The sequence below is a fragment of the Nocardioides sp. genome (genome assembly GCF_024509035.1).
Lineage (GTDB): Bacteria > Actinomycetota > Actinomycetes > Propionibacteriales > Nocardioidaceae > Nocardioides.
In genome coordinates this window covers 1-18,925 of the sequence record NZ_JANINT010000066.1, presented here as the reverse complement: position 1 = coordinate 18,925, position 18,925 = coordinate 1, and the positions used below count along the sequence as shown (strand labels likewise).

16 protein-coding genes are annotated in these 18,925 nt (G+C 73.2%); 3 read left to right on the top strand and 13 right to left on the bottom strand.

Features of this window, described 5'->3' with window-relative positions; translation table 11 throughout:
• Positions 1–3 precede the first annotated feature (3 nt).
• On the top strand, positions 4–2,166 hold the full coding sequence (locus Q0L15_RS05930; RefSeq protein WP_296602934.1) for a WXG100 family type VII secretion target: 2,163 nt from the start codon (positions 4–6) through the stop codon (positions 2,164–2,166).
• A complete protein-coding gene (locus Q0L15_RS05925) occupies positions 2,166–2,846 on the top strand; it encodes a hypothetical protein (protein WP_296602932.1) in 681 nt (226 codons plus the stop codon). The genes Q0L15_RS05930 and Q0L15_RS05925 overlap by 1 nt, the downstream gene beginning before the upstream one ends.
• A gap of 9 nt (positions 2,847–2,855) precedes the next feature.
• On the opposite strand, the gene Q0L15_RS05920 is transcribed toward Q0L15_RS05925, so the two are convergent.
• The 10 genes from Q0L15_RS05920 to Q0L15_RS05875 form a co-directional block, all read right to left on the bottom strand.
• Positions 2,856–5,582, bottom strand: coding sequence for a hypothetical protein (locus tag Q0L15_RS05920; protein WP_296602931.1), 2,727 nt, complete (start codon positions 5,580–5,582; stop codon positions 2,856–2,858).
• Positions 5,579–5,992: a pilus assembly protein TadG-related protein gene (locus tag Q0L15_RS05915; protein WP_296602929.1), complete on the bottom strand. Its 414-nt coding sequence runs from the start codon at positions 5,990–5,992 to the stop codon at positions 5,579–5,581. The genes Q0L15_RS05920 and Q0L15_RS05915 overlap by 4 nt, the downstream gene beginning before the upstream one ends.
• Positions 5,989–6,363 carry a TadE/TadG family type IV pilus assembly protein gene (locus Q0L15_RS05910; protein WP_296602927.1) on the bottom strand — a complete coding sequence of 125 codons (375 nt, stop codon included), beginning with the start codon at positions 6,361–6,363 and terminating at the stop codon, positions 5,989–5,991. The genes Q0L15_RS05915 and Q0L15_RS05910 overlap by 4 nt, the downstream gene beginning before the upstream one ends.
• 53 nt (positions 6,364–6,416) lie before the next feature.
• Entirely contained in the window at positions 6,417–6,776 is a 360-nt protein-coding gene (locus Q0L15_RS05905; protein WP_296602926.1) for a TadE/TadG family type IV pilus assembly protein, read from the bottom strand.
• Positions 6,777–6,879: 103 nt separating this feature from the next.
• Positions 6,880–7,077, bottom strand: a complete 198-nt coding sequence (locus Q0L15_RS05900) for a hypothetical protein (protein WP_296602924.1) — start codon at positions 7,075–7,077, stop codon at positions 6,880–6,882.
• Positions 7,078–7,162: 85 nt separating this feature from the next.
• Positions 7,163–8,080 carry a type II secretion system F family protein gene (locus tag Q0L15_RS05895; protein WP_296602922.1) on the bottom strand — a complete coding sequence of 306 codons (918 nt, stop codon included), beginning with the start codon at positions 8,078–8,080 and terminating at the stop codon, positions 7,163–7,165.
• A complete protein-coding gene (locus Q0L15_RS05890) occupies positions 8,080–8,958 on the bottom strand; it encodes a type II secretion system F family protein (RefSeq protein ID WP_296602921.1) in 879 nt (292 codons plus the stop codon). The genes Q0L15_RS05895 and Q0L15_RS05890 overlap by 1 nt, the downstream gene beginning before the upstream one ends.
• Positions 8,955–10,271: an ATPase, T2SS/T4P/T4SS family gene (locus Q0L15_RS05885; protein ID WP_296602917.1), complete on the bottom strand. Its 1,317-nt coding sequence runs from the start codon at positions 10,269–10,271 to the stop codon at positions 8,955–8,957. The genes Q0L15_RS05890 and Q0L15_RS05885 overlap by 4 nt, the downstream gene beginning before the upstream one ends.
• Before the next feature lies 1 nt (position 10,272).
• Complete coding sequence (locus tag Q0L15_RS05880; RefSeq protein WP_296602916.1) at positions 10,273–11,052, bottom strand: hypothetical protein; 780 nt, start codon at positions 11,050–11,052, stop codon at positions 10,273–10,275.
• Positions 11,049–11,789 (bottom strand): SAF domain-containing protein, encoded by a 741-nt coding sequence (locus Q0L15_RS05875; protein WP_296602914.1) that lies wholly within the window; start codon positions 11,787–11,789, stop codon positions 11,049–11,051. The genes Q0L15_RS05880 and Q0L15_RS05875 overlap by 4 nt, the downstream gene beginning before the upstream one ends.
• Positions 11,790–11,957: 168 nt before the next feature.
• On the opposite strand from Q0L15_RS05875, the gene Q0L15_RS05870 reads away from it, so the two are divergent.
• A complete protein-coding gene (locus Q0L15_RS05870) occupies positions 11,958–16,541 on the top strand; it encodes an FtsK/SpoIIIE domain-containing protein (RefSeq protein WP_296602913.1) in 4,584 nt (1,527 codons plus the stop codon).
• A gap of 9 nt (positions 16,542–16,550) precedes the next feature.
• Here Q0L15_RS05870 and Q0L15_RS05865 read toward each other — a convergent pair whose 3' ends face one another.
• The 3 genes from Q0L15_RS05865 to Q0L15_RS05855 form a co-directional block, all read right to left on the bottom strand.
• Positions 16,551–16,979, bottom strand: a complete 429-nt coding sequence (locus tag Q0L15_RS05865) for a hypothetical protein (protein ID WP_296602912.1) — start codon at positions 16,977–16,979, stop codon at positions 16,551–16,553.
• Positions 16,976–18,352 (bottom strand): alpha/beta hydrolase, encoded by a 1,377-nt coding sequence (locus Q0L15_RS05860; protein WP_296602910.1) that lies wholly within the window; start codon positions 18,350–18,352, stop codon positions 16,976–16,978. Before Q0L15_RS05860 ends, Q0L15_RS05865 begins: the two co-directional genes overlap by 4 nt.
• On the bottom strand, positions 18,349–18,925 hold a 577-nt coding region (locus Q0L15_RS05855), incomplete at its 5' end, for a hypothetical protein (RefSeq protein ID WP_296602908.1). The genes Q0L15_RS05860 and Q0L15_RS05855, both read right to left, overlap by 4 nt.

The window sequence follows — 18,925 nt, the reverse complement described above, 5'->3', positions numbered from 1 at the left end:
GACGTGAGCGACAAGCACTTCACTCTCGACATCCATCCGGCGGAGCTGCGGGCGGCCGCGACGCAGGTCGCCGAGCTGCACGAGCAGATGGGGACGCAGCGCACCCAGGTCGGTGCGGCGCCCGGAGACATCGGCAACGCCTGGACGGGCAGCGCTGCGACGTCGCTCAAGGGCGAGATGACCCATCTGGCCACGGTGCTCGGCACGTTCAAGGGCAAGCTCGACGGCGTCCCGGCCGCGCTGCGCTCCCTGGCCAAGGACTACGAGGAGGCGCTGGAGCAGCTGCCCGGCCTCAACCAGAAGTGGGACGCGGCCGAACAGGCCTACCAGGACGCGGTCGGGGCGGCCGACACGGCCCGCACCCAGGCGCGTCAGGACCTCGCCAACTCCGACCGTCCGCCCAACCGGGCGATCACCCAGGAGATCGACGACATCCACTCGGGCGCGATCAGCGCCGCGGCCTCGACCAAGCAGAGCACCCAGCACGGCCTGGAGACCACCTTCGGATACCTCAAGCAGTGGCTGGCCCAGCAGACCCGCGCGCTGGGGTCCACGCTGCACGACGCCGGCCCGGTGAACGTCTCCGACGACGAGGTCGCGAAGTGGAACGCCGGCCAGTCGCCGAGGGTCGACGTCAGCAGCATCACCAGCCAGCTGACCCTCGCCAAGCAGAACCTCGACGAGGTGGAGCGCCTGCGCATCGCCCCCGAGGTCGCGGACGCCATCGACCGGCTGCAGGACGCTCTCGACAACGACACCTATGAGTCCGACCCCGAGGAGATCCAGGACGCGCTCGACGAGATCGCCGCGCACGCCGGAGACCCGCTGTGGACCAAGGAGCTGGTCGACCAGCTCAAGGCCGAGGGCATCGAGGACATCTACAAGGCGATCGACCGCGACCTGGAGCTCTCGGAGTACCGCTACGAGGACATCTCCGGCTCGCTCTCCGGGTTCAGCGACGCGGTGGCCCAGGGCATCAGCGCCCACGACGACCCGGAGTTCGCCGCCATCGCCCAGGCGTTCATCAAGGACGGCGTCGCCGGGCAGAAGATCTGGGGACTGATCACCGCCTCCGACAACGCCGACAAGCGGATGAGCTCGGTGGCCCTCGCCTACCGCGACCAGATCGAGAACTACACCGACCTCGACGGCGCCCAGTCCTCCTACCCCGGCCTGTTCCCGCGGGCGCTCGGAGAGGCCTACGACGGCAAGGTGCTCGAGCGGCTGCTCGCCAACGCCGACGGCGAGTCGCTGGCCGACGTGCTCGAGCACTGCGACCCCGAGCTCGTCGACGACCTCGCGTGGCGGCTCACCAACGTCCTCGGGCCCGACGGCTTCCCGGCCGAGTCGCGCGAGGACTACGCCAAGATCGCGAAGGTCTGGCTCGACGCCGTGGACACCATGGTGGAGCACTTCCACGACGCGCGCGACCGCGGCGACGACTACGCGCTCGGGCCGCTGGTCGCCCTGCTGAAGGCCCGCGACACCAACGGCTACGACTACGCAGACATGCTCAAGGGTGGCCACTTGGAGGACATCGTCACCGACGGCGAGCTCATGGCCCAGCTCCTCGACGACGCCAACGCCGGCCGCCTGAAGGCCAGCGACGTCAAGGACATGATCGAGGACTCCGGCGCCAAGATCCAAGACATCATGGATGCCGTCGTCGACTACCGCCTCAACCACAACGACGATCCGGAGGCAGCCGCGGACAACCTCGGTCACCTGCTCCGCGACGCCGACATCATCGGCGACGGCTTCAAGCCGAGCGTGGCCATCAACTCCATCCTCAGCAGCCTCCTCAGCGCGGGGGTCTCGGCGACCAAGAACCCCCTCACGGGTCCCATGGTCGACCTCGTGAAGGCGCTGATCGGCGAGCAGGAACGGCTCGAGAAGCTCGACAAGGACTGGGACGACGCGACCGCGAAGAACGGACCGCAGCAGGTGATGGCCTTCGCGCTGTACGTGAAGTACTACGGCACGCCGAGCGGCTTCGACGACTACCAGGCCAACCACACCGGCACCGTCACGAACGCCGACGAGGTCATCACCCACTTCATCGACCGGATGCAGGAGAACGCCAACAAGAGCCCGGAGCAGCGCGAGGAGTGGGAGAACCTCGAGCGTCTCATCGACGCCATCGACGACGCGCGGGACGAGAACTAGTGGCTGCCGCCACACCCGCCTCGCTGGCCCTGTCAGCGGTGGCAGCCCTCGTGCTGCTCGGTGGGTGCTCCTCCGACGGCATCGGCACCGTCGCGGACGACGATGGGTTCCGCTCGTGCGTGACGGAAGCGGGAGCCAGCCTGGACGGCAGCAAGGACTGGGACGAGGAGGAGCAGCTCGCGTTCTGGGAGCAGCCCGGCACGCTCGACTGCGCCCTCGACGAGCTCGATCAAGGCGATCGTGAGGACGCCCTCGCCGGCGCTTTCACCGACGCGGCCGAGGACAAGGATTCGGCGCGGACCGGACAGCTGGCCGTCCTCTCCGACTGGGCCACGCGCACCGGTGAGGCGGTGGACCAGAGCGATGCCGTCAAGCGCGCCGGGCTGCTGATCGGCAGCCTCTGGGCGGCCGACGCCGACGAGCCCGGCTCCGCCAACGGCATGAAGACGGTGGTCGCCTTCGAGCTCTACCGCGCCTACTTCGGCGAGCCGACGGGCTTCGAGGACTACCTCGCCCATCACACCGGCAACGTCACCGACCCCAGTGACCAGGTGACGCGCTTCGTGGATCGCATGCAGGAGGACAGCAACAAGAGCGCGAAGCAGCGTCAGGAGTGGGACGACCTCGACGGTCTCGTCGAGCAGATCGACGACGTCTACGACGCCACGCGAGACGCGTAGCGCACCCCGTCAGGCCGTGGCTTCCTCGCCCGGCCCCTCCGGCAGCAGCTCCACGACCAGCGCCTCGGTCTCGGCGTCCAACGGGGCGCCCGCCTGCTGCAGTACCTCCACGAGCTCCTCGACCACGCGGGCCGTGCCCGGTCCGTCGGGTCGACGGTGCTCGGCGAGCAGCAGCGCACGCCACACCGGCTGCGCGGTCGGTGCGAGCCGCAGGGCGGCCCGGCACGCGGCGGCCGCACCCTCGGGGTCGTCGTTGGTGGTCAGCTCGGCGACCCGGAGCGCGGCATCGACGACAGCGTCCTCGGCCTGACGTTCGATGCGGGTGCGCGGCAGCCACGAGTAGCGCCCGGCCGGGCGGTCCTCGAGGAGCGGCCCACGAACCAGCTGCAGCGCGCGCCGCAGCAGCTCGCACTCCTCGCGGAACGTGGCGTTGCGCGAGCGCTCCAGCAACGTGCACAGGGCGTGCCAGTCCACCGCGACGTCCCGAGCGAGGTAGAGGCGGCCCTCGGCGTTCTCGCGGAGGAGGGCATTGCCGTCGGGATCCGAGCCGAGCCAGTCGCGGGCCCGCGCGATCGTGGCGTCACGGACCTCGGGGGTGACACCACGGGGCCACACGGACGCGCCGACGACGCTGGCGTGCACGGGAGCAGGCTGCAGGGCCAGGAACGTCACGACCTCGATCGCGAGCTCGAGGCGGGAGGAGTCGATGCTGCCGGCCGCGGTCAGCTCGAGCGGACCGAGGACACCGATGCGCACCGGCGCCGCACGCCAGTGCCCGTCGTCGGTCGGGTGGGCTACGTCCGGCACGCGGGGCCGGCCGGTCGGGGCGGGCTCGTCGGTGCGCACCGAGGCGAACAGCTCGGCCAGGGAGTCGACCATCTCGTCGGTGAGCCGGACCGCCTCGACCTCGAGGTCGAGCAGCGGCAGCGTGAGCCGGCCGGCGTCGTCGACCCGCATCGTCCACCGGGCCCCGGGGAGGGCGCCGGTCGAGAGCACGCCGACGCCGCGCGCGTCGGCGCCGGTCAGGCCGTGCAGCCGGGAGATCACGTGGTCGTCGGGCCGCTCGCCGAGCACGAGGTACTGCGGCACCGTGCCCGGGTGGCGACCCAGCCGGCCGCTGAGCACGTCCTCGGCCGGACGGTGGACCGCACGCTCGGACCAGCCCACGAGCAGCGGGTCGACGTCGTCGAGCAGCGTCAGCGACTCCCCCGCGACCGCCGCGAGTGCCGGCGTGAGCCGGTGTCCCCAGACCCGCTGCTGGTCCGACCACGGCGCCGTGGCCAGCTGGACGGCCAGGGCGGAGACGACCTGGCGGGCCACGTCGGGGTCACCGCCCACGCACAGGGGTCCGGCGACCGCCTCGAGGTCGACGAGCAGGTCGGCACCGTCGTCGTCGCGCCCCAGGCACACCAGGCCGGGGTACGGCGCGTGGCCGAGGTCGCCGGGCAGCTCGGCGTCCCGCTCGAGACGCCAGCGCCGGCCGTCGTCGCGCACCGACCACGGTGCGGGAGCGGACGGAGCGGCCGGCGCGAGCCGGAGCTCGACGGCGTCGTCGCTCACCGCCACCGCGTAGACCTGCGGGAGCGCGATCCGCTCGGTGCGGCAGGTGGCGCTCAGGGAGCGCAGCGCCCGGTCGAGCCGGGTCACCCGCTCGGGGTCCGCGCCGGCACGCAGTGCCACCTCGGCGTCCAGTCCGGCGCCGTGGGGGTCGCTGCTGCGCCGCCGACGGCGCTCGACGGCGATCAGGCCGGTCAGGGCTGCCGCGAGCAGGCCGCCGGCCAGGAGCCCGCCGCGCAGGTCGCCGGTGCTGGCTTCGGTGACGGCGTCCGTCGTGCTGTCGACCCGGTCGCCACCCTGGTGCTGGTGGTGCTGCGGTGCCGGGTCGGGTGCGTCATCGGGGACGGCGTGCACCCGGGGCGCGTCGACGGCGTCGCCGGGCATGATCAAGACCCATCCCGGCTGGATCAGCCGGCCGAGGACCAGCTGCTGTCCGTCGGGCTGGTCGCGACCCTCGTTGAGGTTGAAGATCTCCTTCCAGCGCCGGCCGTCGCCGAGGTGGCGTTCGGCGATGTCCCAGAGGTTGTCGTGGTAGCGCCCGTCGGGCGGCTGCACGATGACGACCTTGTGGCCGATGACGTCGGTCATGTCGGAGGGCACGCCCGGGACGTGCTCCATCCGCTGCGCGGGTCGCTGCTGATCCTCGGCGTGCTGGTCGGCGGCGCCGGGACCGGCGTCGTCCGCGGACCGGACGCCGGCGTCGACGACGCTGCTCACGGCAGCACCGGTGGGCGGGGCGTCGTCGAGCGTGGCCGCCGTGGCTCCTCCGGCGCTGCCGATCAGGGTCGCCCCGACGAGCACGCTGCCCACCAGGGCGCGGGCCAGAGCCTGGGAGCGGCCGGCGAGCGGCACCGGCCGGGGCAGGCCGCCACCGCGCAACAGGCTGAGGACCTCGACGAGGACGCACCAGGTGAACTGCAGCCAGGCGAGCCACACGACCGCGAGCAGGACGACGAAGAGCGCGTCGACCGAGAGCGGCTGGGTCAGGTCGTCACGGTCCGGCAGCCCGTGGGGGTACGGCGGCGTGCCGGTCAGCACGAGCAGCGTCGCCGGCACGCCGACGACGAGGAGCAGCAGGGCGAGGCCGGCACCGACCGCGGTCAGCGGCGAGCGCCGGACCGGGGCGACAGGAGCAGCGGCGAACCGCTCCGGTCCGCGGGTGGGGGGTGCGGTGGTCACTCGGTCACCGCCTCGGCCGTCGCGGACGCGTTCACCGTGAACGAGTCGATGCTGATCAGGTTCAACAGCTTGGTCGGTGCCTTGTAGGTCGCCGAGACCTGGACCGAGTCCTGACCGGCGTGCACCGACCCGACGGTGTAGCCCCGGCCGAGCAGATAGCTGCGCGCCCGGTTCTCAGCCGCGCCCGAGTCGAGCACGACATCTCCGGTGTCGCGCAGTGTGGCGACGTCGATCTCCTGGGCGCCGGCGCGTGCGGCCTGCTCGACGTCGTCGGCCAGTCGCATCCGGGCGTTCAGTGCGGTGCCGCCGTCGACCACCAGACCGGCGCAGGCGAGCAGCACGACGGCCATCCCGACCACGAAGGCGGTGGCGGTGCCGCGCTCGTCGCGGCGTGGACGTGGACGGTTCATTCGTACCTCCGGTACGGGTCGAGCGGGACGGCGCTCTCGGTGTCGATCCCGACGCTTCCTGGCAGGCCGATGAGGCCGAGACCGGACAGCGAGACGTCGCAGTGCATCCGCACCACCACCTCACCTCCGGGCCGCCACGCGCCGCCGACCGAGATCTGGGTGCAGTCGGTGCCGTCGTCGAGCGAGTCGTTGACGACCTTGCGGGCTGCGTCGGACGCTGCACCGCTGGAGACCTGCAGCGAGGCCTCTCGTGCGGCGTCGCGGGCCGCCGCCTCCATGTCGCCCTGGACGGCTACGTAGCGACCGAAGGCGACCACGAGCAGCAGGAACGCGACGAGCACCGGCGTCATGAGCACGACCTCGACGGCCATCGACCCCCGCTCGTCCGCCGCCCGGAGCCGCGCTCGCACTCGAGAGCACCAGCTCATGGCGACTCCACGAACCGCTCGACCGGGCCCTCGACGGTCTGGCTGACCCGCGGCACGCCGACCGGCGAGATCTCCTGGGCGTGCCCGGTCACCGTGACCCGCACGCGTTCGCCGTTGTCGAGCATCGTCACCTTCACGTCGTAGTCCTCCAGCACGCCCTTGCCGATGTTGGCGGCGTACTGGACACCGGCCTGGTGGGCCTGACCGGGATCCCCGGTCGTGCGGGCCACGCGGGCTGCCTCGCGGGCGACCGCCGAGGCCGCGTTGTTGCCGAGGTAGACCATCGCGAACTGCACGACCAGGAAGATCGCGAACATCAGCAACGGCGTGTAGAGCACCAGCTCCACCGACGACACGCCCCGCTCGTCACGGCGACGCGCTGGCGCGCGGTCTAGGAGACGACCGGGTCCGGGACGGTGGCGAAGGCGCATCGACGTGGCGTGTCCGAGGGCTCGCCGATCACTTGCCGAGATCGATCGAGCTCGCCTTGTTGGTGATCTTGTCCTTGATGAGCAGGCCGGCCCCGGCAGCGATCGCGACGAGGAGGGCCGTGATCACGACCCACTCCACCGAGCTCGCGCCCCGCTCTGACCTGCGCGCCTTGCTCACGTGTGCCGAGAGGAGCAGGCACAGCAACTGGAGCTGGGGCTGGATCATGGTCGTCGTCTCCTTGAAGTTCTGTGACGGTCGCCGGGAGCCTTCCCCCGGCAGCGGTTTTCAATCCCTGGACGGGCGTGCGAATTCAGGCGAGCACCTTGGCGACGGCCGGGTACATCAAGAACAGCAGGAAGCCGACGCAGAGCAGCAGCTGTGCGACCAGCATCGACTGGGACCGGGCGGCCGCGCGGCCCTCGGTGTCGGCCAGCTCCCGGCGACGCATCGAGGCCGCACGTGCGCTCAGCGAGTCGCGCACCTTGGCGCCGTCCTCGGCCACCAACGCCAGCGCCGCCGAGAGGTCGCGCAGCTCATCGACGTCCACCTCGTCGCCGAGGACACCCAGCGCCGCCCACGGTGTCACGCCCTGCAGGCGGGCCGCCTCGAGCGTGTCTCGGATCCGGACCATCGCCCAGCTGTCCGAGATGGAGGCCGCCGCCTGCAGCGCCTCGGGGACACCGCGGCCACCGGCGAGGTTCATCGACACGAGATCGAGGAACGACGACACGACGTGGCGGAAGTCGCGGCGACGGTCCTCGGCCTTGCTCTTGACCTGGAGGTACGGCAGCACGAGCCCGACAGCAGCGCCGATGAGCATCACCCACAGCGGGACGACCAGGCTGACGGCGCCCACCGCGATCAGCGGCGACAGCGCGATGACGGGAGCGAGGAACCCCACGAGGGCTCCCACGATGCTCTGCGCCAGGAACATCTCCCGCGACTGCCCGACCAGGGCGAGCGCCGGCCCGATCGAGCCCGGCAGCCGGACGCCCCGCTTGTCGAGGGTGTCGCTGACCTCGGCACCCAAGCGGCGCATCCGCGCCGACTCCTCCTGGTGACGTCGGTCCGAGGTCAGGTTCGCCTGACGCCGACCGCGTGCCAACCGCGCGTCGAGCTGGGCGAGCGCCACCGGACCCGAGGTGCCCGGCTGGACCAGCAGGTAGCCCGCGAGCAGCAGCCCGAGTCCGGCGACCGCGCCACCGAGCATGGCGATCGTGAGCGACATCAGGCTCGCACCCCCGTCGACCGGCTGCGCAGGAAGCGGGCCGGCACCTCGAAGGTCGAGAGCCGTCGCAGCCACACGATCCCGGCGGCGAAGAAGCCCAGGACGACGGCGAGCACCATCTGGCCGACGGGGCTGTCGTAGGGCTCGACGTACTCGGGGTTGAACAAGGCGAGGAGCACCACGAAGAGCACGGAGACCCCGATCACGATCTGGACGCTGCGCTCGGTGCTCCGGCGACCGGCGTTCACCCGCTGGCGCATGTCCAGCTCCGCACGGGCGGAGTCGGCGAGCGAGCTGAGCACCTCGCGCAGGCCCGGACCACGCAGACGTGAGTTCAGGATCAGGGCCGCGATGATCAGGTCGGCGCCGGAGTCGTCGAGCTCGTCGGCGAAGCGCTGCAGCGCCTCCGGGAGCGGGACGCGGACCCGGAGCCTGTCGGAGAGTGCCTGGAGCTCGTCGCGGATCGCCGGAGCGGCCGCATGCGTCGTCGCCGGGATGGCCTGCTCGAGGCCGACCGCACCGGCGATCGTGTCGCGCAGCGACTCGGTCCACGCGGCCATCGCGTCGATCCGCGCGACGCTCTGCCGCGCCTCGCGACCGCCGCCGAACATCCGGTCCCAGATCAGGATCAGCACGCCGAGCGCCACGGCCGCGATGACCCACCGCGTCACCAGCAGCACCAGCAGTCCGACCGCCACCGCGACCGGCACGCGGCGGCCCAGGGCCTGGACGGAGTCCAGGAGCGAGGAGGGCGCGTCGGCCACCGCGGAAGGCTCCCTCGGGATCAGCGCGTGGACCAGGAGCGCGACCCCGCCGGCGCTGATCGCGCCCAACAGGATGACGAGCAGGAGCTCGGGGGTCAGTCCGTCGCCGCTCACCGCGCCGGCTCCAGCCACGTCGCCGCGGCACCCGGCACGTACCCCACGCGCTCGAGGTCGGCCAGGCAGGCGATCGCCGCACCCGGCACCGCCACGCCCTCCGGCCCCATCGCGAAGACCTCGCTCGAGAGCACCCGCCCATCGACGCCGTTGACCTCGCGCACCGAGGTGACCATGCGTCGCAGCGTGCCGCCGTCGGCGAAGGTGTTGACCCGCTCGACGAAGACGACGAAGTCGATGGCGCCGCCGATCAGCATCATCGTCGCCTCGGCAGGCAGCCGCTCCGCGCTCTGGATCGCGTAGGTGCAGATGCGGTTGAAGACCTCGGCCGAGGAGTTCGCGTGGATGGTCGACAGCGAGCCGTCGTTGCCCTGGCTCATCGCGTTGAGCATCGTGACGATCTCGTCGCCCAGCACCTCACCGACGATCACCCGGCTGGGATTCATGCGCAGCGAGCGGCGCACGAGGTCGGCCATGCCGATCGCGCCCTGACCCTCGGAGTTGGGCAGCCGCTCCTCGAACGCCACGACGTTGGGGTGCAGGTCGGGGAACTCGCCGAGCCCGAGCTCGAGGGCACGCTCGACGGTGATCAGCCGCTCGTGGGGCTCGATCTCGTTGGCGAGCGCGCGCAGCATCGTCGTCTTGCCGGCGTTGGTGGCGCCCGCGATCATGATGTTCTTGCGAGCCCGGACCGCCGCGGACAGGAACGCCGCCAGCTCGGGCGACAGGCTGCCGTAGCCGACCAGCATGTCGAGACTCACCCGCGACAGACGGGCACGTCGGATCGAGATCGACGGCCGCTGGCACACGCCCTGGACCGCCGAGAGCCGGGAGCCGTCGGGCAGCCGGATGTCCAGCTGCGCGTTGGCGGTGTCGAACGGCCGGCTCGTCAGGCCGCTGTAGGCACCCAGCGTCTGGACCAGCTCCACGAGCTCCTCGTCGGACTCCGCGACGGGGGCACCCCGCTCCTCACGGCCGTCGGAGTAGCCGATGAACACGTGGTCACACCCGTTGATGTCGATGTTCTCGACCTCGGGGTCGTCGAGGAGCGGCTGCAGACGGCCCACGCCGAACAGCGCCGCGTGGATGCCCTCGGCCAGCGCGGCCTCGTCGTCGCTGCTCGGTGGCGTGCGACCGGCGCGGACCTCCTCGCGGGCATAGCTGTCCAGCACCCGGCTCACGACCGCACGGGCGAACTGGCGCTCGTCCTCGGCGCTCATGGCGGGCATCCCGCGCGAGGCGTCCTCACGACGCTGCCGGGCCAGGACCTCGGCGACCTCCTCGCGGAGGCGACGCACCAGCTGCTGGTCCATCTCACATCACCCCCAGACGGGCCGCGTCACCGATCAGGGTGCGCACCTGGTCGGCGAGGCTGCGTGCGGAGCGCACCAGCAGGGTCTTGCGCGGGTCGCCGACCCGGGTCGAGCAGAGGATCCGTGCGCCCTTGTCGTCGTCAGCGACGATGCCGAGCACCCGGGCCCGCAGCCCCTCGGCGTCGAGCAGTCGCTGCAGGTCGGAGACGACACCGGTGTCGCGGTAGGACGTCGTCACCGCCACACCGACCCGGCTGGTGCGCGGGTGGTCGAGCCCGAGGGCGTCCGCGAGCCCGCGAAGACGCGTGCGCAGCTGGGCCACGCCCTCGAGGTCGGGTCGCACCACGAAGACGACCGCGTCCGCCTGGAGGAGCACCGGGAGCGACGCCGAGCCCGGCACCACGCGCCCGAGGTCGACCAGCACGTCGCCGGCGTACGACGAGAAGATCTGGGGCAGCTGCGTCCAGGCGGAGCCGAGTCCGGCCAGCTGCTCCGGCGAGGGCACGCCGGCCAGGACCGGGAAGCCCAGGGAGCACTCCTGCAGGTGGTCGCCCAGGGTGGTCTCGGTGGCGCCGCGACGGGCAGCGGCCGCGAGGCTCAGCACCCCGTGGTCGGGGTCGAGCGGCTCGCCCGCGAGGTCGCGGGTCCGCCACACGATGTCGCCACCGACCGGGTCGAGGTCGGCCACGGCCACGTCCGAGTCCCAGGCGGCGCCCAGGGCCAAGGCGGCCATCGTGGTGCCGGGCGAGCCCTTGGCCGAGGCCAGTGCCACGACGCTCACTCGCCCACCTCGAGGTCGACGTCGAGCGGCTGACCGCGCTGGAGGAGCACCAGGCCCGCGACGTTGGCGCCGGAGGCGTCGACCACGTCCGCGGCGGCGGAGTCGGGGACCAGGAGGGTCACCGACCCGGTCGTCGACGACTGCAGGTCGCCGGTGCTCGCCTGGGTCACGTCGATGACGAGCGCCTGCGTGAGCTCCTTCGCCTGCCCGTTGCCCTGCTCGCCGCCGACCCGGACGACCTGGACGAGGTCGCCCCCGTCGAGCGAGGAGGCCGGCGTCAGGACCGGGTTGAGGGGCACGGACACGATCGCGCGTCCGTCAGCCACAGGCGCCTCGTTGGTGAGCATGGACTGGTCAACCAGGGAGTCGGCCGAGATCGGCACCCGGGCGTAGACGCTGCCGGTCAGGATCTGGTCGGCCTGCTCGGCGGTGATCAGGTTGAGCCCGTCGGCGGCGACCGACACCTCGCGCAGGTCGGCGGCGGTGATCGCGGTCCCCGGCGCGATGTCGCGCGAGGCCGCCAGGTACGACGTCCGGCTGTCCATCCGCACCGCCATGAGGCCGGCCAGCAGCGCGCCGCCGACGACCAGCAGCAGGGCCAGGGCGGCCAGCGCCGGCCGGCGCTGGCGCGGCGGATCGACGTTCGCTCGGCGCGACGAGGGGACGGGGTCGCCGCCACCGGAGGGACGCCAGGAGGGCGCCCGCGTGCGGCTGGCCTGCTCGGTATCGACAGTCACGAGGGACGTTCTTCCCCCACTGTCGCGATTTCATGCCGAGATCTCGCGGGTTCGTCGCGTGCCGCGTCGGAATCGGCTGGCCACTGGTCTAGCACTGGTCTAGCCGTCTGCCTCGCGGGGCATGATGTGTCCGCACTGCCGCACTGGAGCATCGATGGAGGAGCAGGGTTGAGACTGAGCCTGAGCGTGGTGGACGGGACGACGCAGGCGCAGCACGACGTGCTCGTCGAGACGCGTCCCGAGGCCGCGGTCGCCGACCTGCTCCCCGCGCTGCTGCGCGCGGTCGGCGGCGACATGCACCCCAGCTTCGCCCGGCAGAGCGCGGTCTGGATCGACGGGCGGCGGGTCGACCCCGACGACACCCTGCGCGACGCCGGTCTCCTGCCCGGCTCGGTGGTGGTCCTCCACGAGCCGGACGGCCGCTCCCCCGAGCTGCCGCGCGGCGTCGTCGAGCTGCGCGTGGTCTCCGGCCCCGGGTCCGGCCGTGTCCACCGGCTCGGGATCGGCGACGTCGAGCTCGGCAACGGGGCGGCCGGCATGTCGCTCCCCGACGTGCTCCTCCCCGCCGACGCCGCCCGCCTGCGTGTCACCCCGCGTGCCGAGATCGAGATCCTCTCCATCGCCCCGGAGCTGCGCGCCGCGGTGCGCGTCGACGGCCACGACCCCGACCAGCCGACCCCCGAGCAGGACCTCGAGCAGGCCGACCCCGACAACCCCGACGACCCCGACTCGCTGCTCGACTCCTTGCCCGACGCCGCCCTGACGCGCAAGGAGCGCCGCCGCAAGCGACGCCGGGCCAAGCACGCGGCACGGCGAGCGACCACCACGACGCCCGCCGACCCCGAGCCGCCGCAGTGGCCCGCCGGCGCCGACTTGCGCCTGGGTGACACCGTGCTGCAGTGGCACCCCGTCTGGCAGCCCGACGCGGACGTCAGCCACAGCCAGGACCTGCTCGGCACCGACTTCAACCGCCCACCGCGGCTGATGCCGCCGGCACGCGAGGGTGCGTTCGTGATCCCGGGCGAGCCCCGCGCGCCACGCCGCGTGACGCTGCCGTGGCCGATGGTCCTCGCGCCGATGGTGATGGCCGGCCCGATGGCGCTCGTCTTCGGCAGCTACCGGTTCTTGATGTTCGCGGCGCTCTCCCCGCTGATGGCGCTGTTCAACTTCGTCGCCCAGCGACGCGGTTCCGCGCGCGACTACCGCGAGCAGCTCCTCTCCTACCGTTCCGAGCTCGCCTCGGTGCTGCGCCGGATCGCGATCGCCGAGCGGCTCGAGCGCGACGAGCTGCGTCGCGACCGGCCCGATCCGGCCGCGGTGCTGCTCGCAGCGGCGGGCCCGGGACAGCAGCTGTGGATGCGACGCCGTACCGACGGCGACGCGTTGACGCTGCGCGTCGGGGTCGCCGACGTGCCCTCCACCGTCCGCGTCACCGACCGGGCCCGCAAGGAGACCGACGAGCCGCGCGAGCCCGACGTCCTCGGCGACGTGCCGGTCGCGATCTCGCTGCGTGACGTGCCGGTCGTCGGCGTCTGCGGCGACGAGGTCGAGGTCGACGCGCTCGCCCGGTGGTTCGTGGGCCAGTCGGCGGTCCTGCACACGCCCAAGGACCTGCGGGTCGTCGTGCTCACGGGCACCGACCGGGAGGAGCAGTGGGGCTGGACCCGTTGGCTCCCGCACTGCCGGGTCGAGGGCGAGCCGGTGGCCGCGGTCCTCGGCACCGACCAGGGCAGCGTCGGGCGGCGCCTCGCCGAGCTCGTGCACCTCATCGAGTCCCGCCGTGGCGACGGCACTCCCGGTGCCGTCAGCGGCTCGCGCCTGCCCCCGGCTCCCGACACCCTCGTCGTCCTCGACGGCGCCCGCCGCCTCCGGTCGCTGCCCGGCGTCGTGACGCTGCTGCGCGAGGGCGCCGCCGCGGGCGTGTACGTCGTGTGCCTCGACGAGGACCAGCGCTCGCTGCCCGAGGAGTGCGCCGCGGTGCTCGAGGCCGCGGGCGGGCGGGTCGAGCTGCGCCGCACCGGCTCCGCCGCGGTCGCCCGCATCCGTCCCGACCTGGTCGAGCCGGCCTGGGCCGAGCGCGTCGGCCGGGCCCTGGCCCCGCTGCGCGACACGACGCCCGACGCGACCTCCTCGGCACTGCCCTCCTCCGCCCGGCTGCTCGACCTCCTCGACCTCGAGGACCCCACGCCCCCGGAGGTCGCCCGCCGCTGGGGACCCGAGGCCCGCACCGACGTCGTCATGGGTGCCGGGTTCGACGGGCCGTTCCGCCTCGACCTGCGCCGCGACGGCCCGCACGCCCTGGTCGCGGGCACCACCGGCTCCGGCAAGTCCGAGCTCCTGCAGACCCTGGTGGCCTCGCTGGCGATCGCCAACAGCCCCGACCAGCTCACGTTCGTGCTGGTGGACTACAAGGGCGGGTCCGCGTTCAAGGACTGCGCGCGACTGCCGCACACCGTCGGCATGGTCACCGACCTCGACACCCACCTCGTCGGCCGCGCGCTGACCTCGCTCGGCGCCGAGCTGCGCCGACGCGAGCACCTGCTCGCCGGGCCCGGCGCCAAGGACCTCGAGGACTACTGGGCGCTGCGCAAGCGCGACCCGGACCTCCCGGCCATCCCCCGGCTCGTGATCGTCATCGACGAGTTCGCCAGCCTCAAGGCCGAGCTGCCCGACTTCGTCACCGGGCTGGTCACCATCGCGCAGCGCGGTCGCTCGCTCGGCATCCACCTCGTGCTCGCGACGCAGCGCCCTTCCGGTGTCATCTCCAACGACATCCGCGCCAACACCAACCTGCGGATCGCGCTGCGCGTCACCGACGAGGCCGAGTCGCGCGACGTCATCGACGCCCCCGAGTCGGCCACGATCGGACCTGACCAGCCCGGACGCGGCTATGCCCGGCTCGGCCACTCCTCCCTGCTGCCGTTCCAGGCCGGGCGGGTCGGCGGGGCGCGACCGCAGCAGCAGTCGGCGGTCGTGGTGCACGACGACCCGGTCGCCTGGACGGTGCCCTGGACCAAGGTCGGCCACCCGGCACCGGCCCGGGCCGGCGAGTCCGGCCCCACGACCGACGAGGGCGACACCGACCTCTCCGTGCTCGTCGAGGCGATCCTCGGCGCCAACGACCTGCGCGGCCTCTCCCGCCAGCACTCGCCCTGGCTGCCGGAGCTGCCGCGCACCGTGCTGGCCGCCGACCTCGTCGCCGAGCATGACGGCCGCGACGGGCTTCACGACCTCGCCGACCGGGTCACTGGCTGGTCGACGGCCTGGGCGCTCGAGGACCACCCCGAGGACCAGAGCCAGGAGACCCGACGGTTCACCCTCGGCACGAGCGGCCACCTGTACGTCGTCGGCGGGCCGCGCTCGGGCCGCTCGACGGCACTGCGCACGATCGCGGCCGGCCTCGCCCAGGCGACCAGCTCACGCGACCTGCACCTCTACGGCCTCGACTGCGGCAACGGCGCCCTCCTGCCCCTCACGGCGCTCCCGCACACCGGAGCCGTCGTGCAGCGCACCGAGGTCGAGCGCGCCGGCAGGCTGCTGGATCGGCTGGCCGAGGAGGTCAAGGCCCGCCAGGAGGTGCTCGGCCGCTCCGGCTACGCCGACGTCGACGAGCAGCGCCGCGCCGCCGCCCCCGAGGAGCGGCTGCCCTACATCGTGCTGCTCCTCGACCGCTGGGAAGGGTTCCTCTCCGACCTGGGCGAGGTCGACACCGGCCGGCTCACCGACCAGGTGCTCACGCTGCTGCGCGAGGGCGCGAGCGCGGGCGTCCAGCTGGTCGTCACCGGTGACCGCTCGCTGCTGAGCGGCCGGATCTCGACCGTCGTCGAGCACAAGCTGGTGCTGCGGCTGCCCGACCGCGGCGACTACGCGACGGCGGGGCTCAAGCCGAAGGACCTCCCCGACGAGATCCCCGACGGGCGCGGCTTCTGGGCCGACTCGGGCACCGAGGCCCAGGTCGCCGTGCTCGGCACGGACACCGCCGGCGCGGCTCAGAGCGAGCTGCTCCGCGAGCTCGGGCGCGAGCTCACCGCCGCCGAGCACGGGCTCCCGCCGGCACCTGCCCATCTGCGGCCGGTGGGACTCGCGCAGCTGCCCGCGACGATCACCGCCGCCGAGGTGCTCGCCGACGCCCCGGCGTACCCACCCACGATGGTCCCGCTCGCCGTCGGCGGCGACCGGCTCGAGCTGCTCGCCGTCGAGGCCACGGCGACGCCGGCACTCGTGGTCGGGCAGCCGCGCACCGGCCGCACCAGCACGCTGTGCTTCCTCGCCGCGCATGCCCTGCACACCGGCCGCCCGCTGATCGCCTTCACCCCGGTCGCCAACGCGCTCAGCGAGCTCGTCGGCGACGCGGCGGTCGTCGGCACCGACGCCTCGCCCGAGGCGGTCGTCGGGCGGCTGCGCGACCTGCCGGACGGCGCACTGGTGCTCGTCGACGACGGCGACCTGCTCCGCGACGGACCGCTCGCGCCCGTGCTGACGGCCGTGATCCGGCAGGGCCGCGAGCGCGGGTTCGCGATGGTCGTCGCGGGCGGCGTCACCGAGCTCTCCGCCGGCTTCTCCGGCTGGGTGGTCGAGGCCCGCAAGGGGCGCAAGGGCCTGCTGCTCTCGCCCCAGGAGTCGCTGCAGGCCGACGTCTTCGGGTCCCGGGTCTCGCGCACCTCGCTGGTCGCGCGGGTGACGCCGGGCCGGGGCGTGCTGTTCGCCGGCGACGGCGACCAGGTGGGCGTGCAGGTCCCGCTCGTCGGCTGACGCCGCGGCTCAGCCCGTCGAGCTCGGCACCGGCCGCTCACCGAGCTCGTCGACCAGCGCCGCCTCCTCTGCGGACACCACGACGTCGCGGCGCGCCTCGCCGAGGTCGTCGCTGTCGACGACCCGGACGCTGAAGGTGTGGAGGGGCGTGACCGTGGACCTCCACAGCGCGCGCACGGCGCGATCGACGACCCGGTCCTCGCGACAGCCGTCGCAACGGAGGAACAGGTAGACCTTGGCGTCGCTCTCCGCGTCGTCTCGGAACGTCGCGGTGTCGACGGTGACCCCGGGCAGGTCGCCGGCCAGACCGTCCGCGATCGCCTCGACCGTCTGCTCGTTGTGCGACTGCTGCTCCGGTGTGCTCGAGGGGCCGCACCCCGCGAGGGCGAGGGCAGCGAGGACGGCCGGAACGGCGACCGCCCTCCGGGCTCGGCTCACCGCTGCATCTGGAACGTCCACGTGGTGGCGCTCCCTCCGGGCTGGAACGACTGCAACGGCGCGAGGACGTCGCGGACCGCCGGGTCGTCGGACGCCTCGATCTCGGCGACCATCGGCAGGTAGGTCGAGTCCATCGAGTGGTTGCCGGTCACCTGACCGGTGTCGTGGTTCGTGATGATCGTCGTGTGGTTGGCCACGTCGTCGTAGGGCTCTCCGTCGAGACGGGGCACGATGTCGTGCTCGTTGACCAGCGAGAGCACCTGCACGGACGGCGGGAGGTCGATGTGGTCCACGGGTGACCCGGCGGTCACCACGTTCGTGACGTGGTACGGCGTCGCCGAGCCGGGATCGGTCAGCGCCTGCGCCACGCGCGCGGCGACGATCCCGCCCTGGCTGTGGCCGTACAGCGCGATCGGAGCGTCCGGGGGCACGCCCGCCTCGCGCAGCGCCCGGACGACCGCCTCGACGTAGGCGTTGTCCTGCCCGGCGACCAGGGCGAAGTTGGTGCCCAGGTTCTGCACGAGCCCGCTGTCCTCCAGGGCGTCGGGCAGCGGGCCTCCGTGCGGCAGCGGCCCGTCGAACGCCTTGGTGCCGGGGAGGTAGACGTTCCACACCTCGTGCGGCGGCTCCCCCACGCGCTCGATCTGGAACCCGTCCGGCCGGCTCGCCAGGTCGGTGAGACGCTGCATCGCGTCGCTCAGGTCGGCCGGCGCCGGCTCGGTCGCCGTGTCCTCGAGCACGACGTCGGTGAGCTCCTGGTCGTAGAGCAGCGCGAGCAGCGCGGCACCCTGCTCGGAGGTCGCCGGGTAGCCCACGCCGGGGAGGTAGAAGTCCAGGAACCCGGGCGCCGAGGCCACCAGCTCCTCGAGGTCGTCGGGGTGGGCGGTGAGCCAGGCCTCGGGGTCGTCGAAGAAGCCCTCGCTCCACAGCTCGACGGTCACGGCGCCTGCGAGCGGGACGCCCACGACCGGCGTGACCAGCGCCCAGCCGGCGAGATAGCCCTGCAGCTGGTCGGTCAGGTGGTCGCGCCACTCCAGCGCGTCGTCGACGGCCCGGTAGGCGGCGGCGGTCGCCCGCATGTGGAGACCCACGCCGCTCAGCCGGACCGCGTTGGCGCTCAGGCCGCGAGGCCCGTCCAGCGCGCCGAGCAGCTCGGCCTCGAAGCGCCCGAACGTGACCGGAGCGAGCACGACGCTCGCGACGACGTCGCCGTCGACCAGGACCGGGTGGCACGATGCGGCGACCTCTCCGACGTCGAGGCCGAGCGAGGCGAGCTGGGCTCCGGTCGCGTCCATGTCGGCCAGGTCGGCACGTACGCCGTGCGCTCCGCCGACCACCTCCAGGTCGGGCCCGACTCCGCGGTCGCCCGTCATCGCCACGCTCCGGCGGTCAGCTCGCCCACCCAGCCCACGAGGTCGCGACGCCGCGCAGGCCGCAGGACGGCCACGCGTCGGCCGTCGAGGCGACCGAGACGCGCCGACCACCAGCCGGAGCGGTGCAGGAACCAGACGAGCGCCCCAGCCGGCGCGCGCGGGTCCGGGGGCACGGTGGTGACGAGGAGGACGGCCTCGACGTCGGCGCTCCAGCGCGCCACCTCGTGCACCGTCGACTCCGCGACCCCGGTCGCGTCGGCGACGACGTCCGCGGCGCCCGCCGGCAGGTCCTCGAGGGCAGCGAGCACGGGGAACGCGTCGACCGGCACCACGACCTCGGCGCTGTCGGGCCGGTCGGGATCGGGCAGGGTTTCGAGGAGCTCGCCACCGAGCATCGGTGCCGCGAAGGCGCTCACCGCGCACCGGGCGCCGTCGCGCACGACCGATCCGGCGACGCGCCCGTCGGTCCACCAGTAGCCGAGGACGTCGCGACCGGCACCGGCGAGCGAGAGGCGCAGGCGACGGGGCGACGTCGCGAGAGCATGCAGGTTCGCCGCCACCGCCGGGGCGGGC